Annotated in this window: 3 protein-coding genes and 1 pseudogene; all 4 read right to left on the bottom strand. The window is 64.9% G+C overall.

Annotated features, from left to right (window positions below):
* Positions 1-627, bottom strand: a pseudogene (locus AQY21_RS06245) (branched-chain amino acid ABC transporter permease); the annotation flags it as partial.
* 10 nt (positions 628-637) lie between these two features.
* A complete protein-coding gene (locus tag AQY21_RS06240; RefSeq protein ID WP_058096897.1) occupies positions 638-1456 on the bottom strand; it encodes an ABC transporter ATP-binding protein in 819 nt (272 codons plus the stop codon).
* Positions 1453-1707, bottom strand: coding sequence for a hypothetical protein (locus AQY21_RS06235; RefSeq protein WP_058096896.1), 255 nt, complete (start codon positions 1705-1707; stop codon positions 1453-1455). Before AQY21_RS06235 ends, AQY21_RS06240 begins: the two co-directional genes overlap by 4 nt.
* Positions 1704-3375: AMP-binding protein (locus AQY21_RS06230; RefSeq protein ID WP_058096895.1), on the bottom strand; the 1672-nt coding region annotated here is incomplete at its 5' end. The genes AQY21_RS06230 and AQY21_RS06235, both read right to left, overlap by 4 nt.

Genomic DNA, 3375 nt, shown 5'->3' with positions numbered 1-3375 from the left:
CGCCTGGTGGTCGTCGGCCACGGCGCGCATCGCCCGGCCCTGCTTGGTATATTGCGAGAAGCCGACCAGCGCCGCCACCAGCACTGCCGCGATCACCGCTGCCCAGATGTCCAGCCGGTCGATGAAGAAGCCATAGCCCAGCCAGTCGTTGGTCACCGTCTCGACTGTCTCCGAAATGCCCTGCGGCAGCCCGACATCCAGCACCTTGACGTCGGCGCCCCACATCACGTCGCCGAGCCCTTCCAGGAACCAGGCCAGGCCGATGGTGGCCATGAACAGGATGATCGGCTCCTGCCCGACCAGATGCTTCAGCACCAGCTTCTCGATGGCGATGGCGAGGCCGACCATGACCAGCGCCGTCAGCAGGATGGCCAGCAGCCCCGGCACCGTCCAGCCGAAGCTCGACACGTGCATGCCGAAGGCGGCGTTGATCAGATGCGCGAAGGGCACGCGGCCCTCCATGATGCCGACCAGCGTCATCGCCGCGAACAGCGCCATCACCCCCTGGGCATAGTTGAAGACGCCCGAGGCCTTGTAGATCAGCACGAAGCCCAGCGCGACCAGCGAATACATCACCCCGGCCATCAGGCCGTTCAGCAGGACCTCGCTTGCATAGAGGAATTCCATCACCGCCCCCTTATTCGTGCGCCACGCCAAGATAGGCGCTGATGACCTCGGGATTGCTGCGCACCTCGTCGGGGGTGCCGTCGCCGATCTTGCGTCCGTAATCCATCACCACCACCCGGTCGCTGAGGTCCATGACCACGCCCATGTCGTGCTCGATCAGCGCGATGGTGGTGCCGAATTCGTCGTTCACGTCGAGGATGAAGCGGCACATGTCCTCCTTCTCCTCGACGTTCATGCCGGCCATCGGCTCGTCAAGCAGCAGGATCCTCGGCTCGGCCGCCAGCGCCCGCGCCAGTTCGACGCGCTTCTTCAGCCCGTAAGGCAGCCGGCCGACCGGCGTCTTGCGGATGTTCTGGATCTCCAGGAAGTCGATGATCTTCTCGACCTGCTCGCGGTTCTCGACCTCCTCGCGCTCGGCCCGGCCCCACCACAGGGCCTGCGACCAGAGCGGCGCCTTCATCATGTTCAGCCGCCCGGTCATGATGTTGTCCAGGACCGACATGCCGTCGAACAGCGCGATGTTCTGGAAGGTGCGGGCGATGCCCAGCCGCGCCACCTCATAGGGTTTCATCGGGCCGCGGCGATAGCCCTTGAACCAGATCTCGCCCTCTTGCGGGACGTAGAAGCCCGAGATCACGTTCAGCATCGAGGACTTGCCGGCGCCGTTCGGGCCGATGATGGCACGGATCTCGCCCTCGCGGATGTCGAAGCTGATGTCCTTGATCGCCGTCACGCCGCCGAAGCGCAGGGTGATGTTTTTCAGGTCCATCAGCACGCCGCCGATCTGCCGGCCGTCGGCTGTGACGTAAGAGGCTGCGGCAGCGCTCATGACCAGATCCTTTCCAGGACCGAAAGGCCGATATTGTAGGCGATCAGCGCCGCGCCCCACATCAGGCTGTCGCGGAACGGCAGCCCCGGCCAGAGCCGCGAGACCAGCAGCACCCCGAAGATCGCACCGACGGCGCCCGAGAGATACTGATAGACCGATGCCGGAAGGATCGCTGAAAGCAGCCAGGCAAGGACGATGCCGGCGATGCCGAAGGCGATGGCGGAAACATAGGCGGGTTTCTCGGATGTCATGCTGCGGCCTCGGCTGGTTTGCGGTGCGAATGCGTCACGGGATGGACCTTGGCGTCCTCGATCTTCAGCGTCGCGCGGATCTCGCCCTTGCGGCCGTCCTCATAGGTCACCTCGGTGCGGGTGCTGACCGTGTCGCGGCCGTCATAGAGCGCCTCGATCAGATCGGCATATTTCTCGGCGATGATGTTGCGGCGCACCTTGCGGGTGCGGGTCATCTCGCCGTCGTCGGGATCCAGCTCCTTGTGCAGCACCAGGAAGCGGCGGATCTGGCAGCCCGAGAGCATCGGGTCCTGGGCGACGGATTCGTTCACCGCCTCGACATGTTCCTTGATGGTGGCATAGACCTGCGGATGACCGGCAAGCTCCTGATAGCTGGCATAGGCGATGTTGTTGCGCTCGGCCCAGTTACCGACCGCGGTCAGGTCGATGTTGATGAAGGCGGTGCACATGTCGCGGCCGGCGCCGAAGACCACCGCCTCCAGGATGTTCGGATAGAACTTCAGCTTGTTCTCGACATATTTCGGCGCGAACATCCGGCCGTCGGCCATGCGGCCCACGTCCTTGGCGCGGTCGATGATGCGCAGGTGGCCCGTCGCCTCCTCGAAGAAACCGGCATCGCCCGTCGCCACCCAGCCCTCGGCATCCTTGGTCGAGGCGGTGCTGTCGGGATTGTTGAAATATTCGACGAAGGTGCCGGGCGAGCGATAGAACACCTCGCCATTCTCGGCGATCTTCAGCTCGACCCCAGGGGACGGCACGCCGACCGTGTCCGAGCGCACCTGCCCGTCCGGCTGCTGGGTGATGAAGACCGAGGCTTCGGTCTGGCCGTAGAGCTGCTTCAGGTTGATGCCGAGGCTGCGGTAGAAGTCGAAGATCTCGGGCCCGATCGCCTCGCCGGCGGTATAGCCGACGCGGATGCGGGAATAGCCCAGCGTGTTCTTCAGCGGACCATAGACCAGCAGGTTGCCCAGCAGGTAGCGCAGCCGGTCCAGCCCGCCGACCGGCTTGCCGTCCAGCAATGCCGGGCCAACGCGGCGGGCGACCTCCATGAAATGCCGGAACAGCCCGCGCTTGATGCGGCTGGCATCTTCCATGCGGATCATCACCGAGGTCAGCTGGCCCTCGAAGACGCGCGGCGGGGCGAAGAAATAGGTCGGCCCGATCTCGCGCAGGTCGGTCATCATCGTATGCGCGCCCTCGGGGCAGTTCACCGTAAAGCCGGCCCAATAGGCCTGCCCGACCGAGAAGATGAAGTCGCCCACCCAGGCCATGGGCAGATAGGCCAGCACTTCCTCGCCCGCGGTCAGGTGGTCGAAGGCGGCGCTGTTCTTGGCGGTCTCGATGATGTTGCGGTTCGACAGCACCACGCCCTTGGGCTTGCCGGTGGTGCCCGAAGTATACAGCATCACGCAGGTATCGTCGTAACCCAGCGCGGCGATGCGCGCCTCAAGCTCGTGGCCCAGCCGCTGTTCGGCGGCGCGGCCCTCGGCCTGCACATCGGCCAGCGCGTTCATGTGGGAATGGTCGTATTTCCGCATGCCGCGCTTGTCGGTATAGACGATATGCTCGACCGAGGGCGCGCGAGCGCCGACCTCCAGCACCTTGTCCACCTGTTCCTGGTCGCCGCAGACGACGAAGCGCGCGCCGCAATGGTCCAGCACATAGGCC

The organism is Paracoccus sp. MKU1 (assembly GCF_001447385.1).
Taxonomy (GTDB): Bacteria; Pseudomonadota; Alphaproteobacteria; order Rhodobacterales; family Rhodobacteraceae; genus Paracoccus.
This window is presented reverse-complemented; position numbering and strand designations above follow the sequence as displayed.

Excerpts from the sequence above, each read along its gene's own strand:
- AQY21_RS06240 (WP_058096897.1), bottom strand. The coding sequence starts at position 1,456 with ATGAGCGCTGCCGCAGCCTCTTACGTCACAGCCGACGGCCGGCAGATC.
- AQY21_RS06235 (WP_058096896.1), bottom strand. The coding sequence starts at position 1,707 with ATGACATCCGAGAAACCCGCCTATGTTTCCGCCATCGCCTTCGGCATC.